This window comes from Fibrobacter sp. UWH6, from assembly GCF_900142465.1.
Lineage (GTDB): Bacteria > Fibrobacterota > Fibrobacteria > Fibrobacterales > Fibrobacteraceae > Fibrobacter.
The window spans coordinates 1-2,041 of record NZ_FRAX01000043.1 but is presented as its reverse complement, the minus strand read 5'-3'; the positions used below and the strand labels follow the sequence as shown (position 1 = coordinate 2,041).

Genomic DNA, 2,041 nt, shown 5'->3' with positions numbered 1-2,041 from the left:
TATCCATTCGGTGCCCGGGGAATTCGTGCGTGTATCCACACGTGCGTTTGCGAGCGTTTTCTTTGCTTGTTTTGACATCGCAGTTTCTTGCTCCCGACTGAGGGTGAACTCGTTCACCTTCAACTCGAGGAACGAGATACATACATGTCTGGTCTAAAGCCTCTTATAAAATATCGTGGAGGAAAATCCAAGGAGATAGTTTTCTTTGAAGATTTAATACCCACCAACTATTCTCGTTATGTAGAGCCTTTTTTTGGTGGCGGATCGGTTTTCTTTCACCTTCTTCCTCAAAAAGCAATAGTAAACGATTTGAATTCTAAATTGATCGGTTTTTATAAAGGTGTGAGAAACCATTATGATGATTTGATGAGCGATTTACATCGTATTGAAGGTTTGTATAAGGAAAATCAGCAGTGTTTTGATTCGCAAAAGAAAATTTCAAATGGAAGTTTCTGTGAAAATTCAAATGAAGCTTTGTACTATCGACTTCGCGATATGTTCAATGGAAAAATCAATTCCGAATATACAGAGGCTGCTCTTTATTTTTTCATAAATAAGACATCCTATTCAGGAATGATTCGTTACAATACAAAAGGTGAATATAACGTCCCCTTTGGGAGATATAAAAATTTCTCAGTTTCTGGTGTTACAAATCAGCATGTCAAAATTTTAAAGAAGGCGCAATTGTTCAATCTTGACTACGCAAAAATTTTTGATAAATGCCAAGAAAACGACTTTGTCTTTATTGATCCACCGTATGATTGCATCTTTACTGAGTACGGAAATTTAAATGGACTTGATTTTAATGAAGAAAGACAAAGGCAACTTGCAGAAGATTTTAAGAATTTGTCTTGCAAAGCAATGATTGTTATAGGCAATACACCTCTTATTTCCGAGTTATATCAGGGATATATAAGACGAGAATATCATAAAAAATATGCGGTCAATATACGAAATCGATTTAAATCCCAGGCAAATCATTTGGTAATTACGAATTATTAGGAGCGAACAAATAATGTCATCCATAGATGTAATTAGAAACTACCTATCAAAAAATATTCCTCAATGGAAAAAACTTGAGGAACATAATCTTCCCAAAGATTGTGATTTGCTTTCTATTAATTCAACAGACAAAGCTTTGTTTGCCTACACAAACATCAATATCACAGGCACGGAAAGGGCGAAACCGCAAATACGAGTTTTTCTTGATAAGACAAGACCGTGTTTTGAATTCGCCAAAAGAAATAATTGCAAGTTTTTCTTGTTCACAATTTTTACACAAGATTCGTCAATGGCAACGGGCTTGACCGCTTTTGACCCACATGAATTTTTAGTGTCTCTTGAAACAAATTTAGACAGCGAAACATCACGTCGTGATCTTCGCAGTCTGTACGATTTTGTGCAAGAACAATTAAATGGGAAGAACGTAAGGGATTTTATCAGGTGTCCACAAAACAAACATAATGCAGGAATCAAACAGGCTTCTTTTATTAGAATTATAGAAGGAGATGTGGAAAATCCTGAAACATTAAAGAAATATGTAAAAATATTTTGACAGTCGTCCTTATTTAGAAAGTAAAGAAAGTGTTGATGGTGAACTTCTTGAAAACTCAGTTTTTTTTAATGAAGAAGCCTCTTTCACCCCCTCCCAAATCATTTACTATGGTGTACCAGGTTGCGGCAAGAGCTTTGAAGTCAATAAAATTATTGACAAGAAACTTGACGAATGCGGCATACTCGCTAGCGAAAAAGAGTACCATAAAGTTCGTTGCGTGTTCCATCCGGAGTACAGCAATGCAGATTTTGTAGGACAGATTTTTCCGTATGTGAAACCTAATAATGGCGGTGTTGAATATCGTTTCAAACCGGGGCCGTTTGCAGAAGTCATCCGTAGGGCTTTCCGCAACCCGACTGAGCCCTTTTTCTTGGTAATCGAAGAAATCAATCGCGGAAACGCAGCGGCAATATTTGGAGAGGCTTTCCAACTGCTGGACCGCATCAAGCCTGGCGACGCCGTTGATAATTCAACCGGAAACGAGTA

General features: G+C 37.3%; 2 protein-coding genes and 1 pseudogene. All 3 read left to right on the top strand.

The window, feature by feature from the left end:
* Window positions 1–144: 144 nt before the first annotated feature.
* Window positions 145–1,002, top strand: a complete 858-nt coding sequence (locus tag BUB73_RS16475) for a DNA adenine methylase (RefSeq protein WP_073287570.1) — start codon at window positions 145–147, stop codon at window positions 1,000–1,002.
* 13 nt (window positions 1,003–1,015) lie between these two features.
* Window positions 1,016–1,555, top strand: coding sequence for a hypothetical protein (locus BUB73_RS16470; RefSeq protein WP_073287568.1), 540 nt, complete (start codon window positions 1,016–1,018; stop codon window positions 1,553–1,555).
* A gap of 271 nt (window positions 1,556–1,826) precedes the next feature.
* Window positions 1,827–2,041: pseudogene (locus tag BUB73_RS16465) on the top strand (hypothetical protein); the annotation flags it as partial.

Bases quoted from the DNA above. Each gene is read 5' to 3' on its own strand.
- BUB73_RS16475 (WP_073287570.1), top strand. From the start codon at position 145: ATGTCTGGTCTAAAGCCTCTTATAAAATATCGTGGAGGAAAATCCAAG.
- BUB73_RS16470 (WP_073287568.1), top strand. From the start codon at position 1,016: ATGTCATCCATAGATGTAATTAGAAACTACCTATCAAAAAATATTCCT.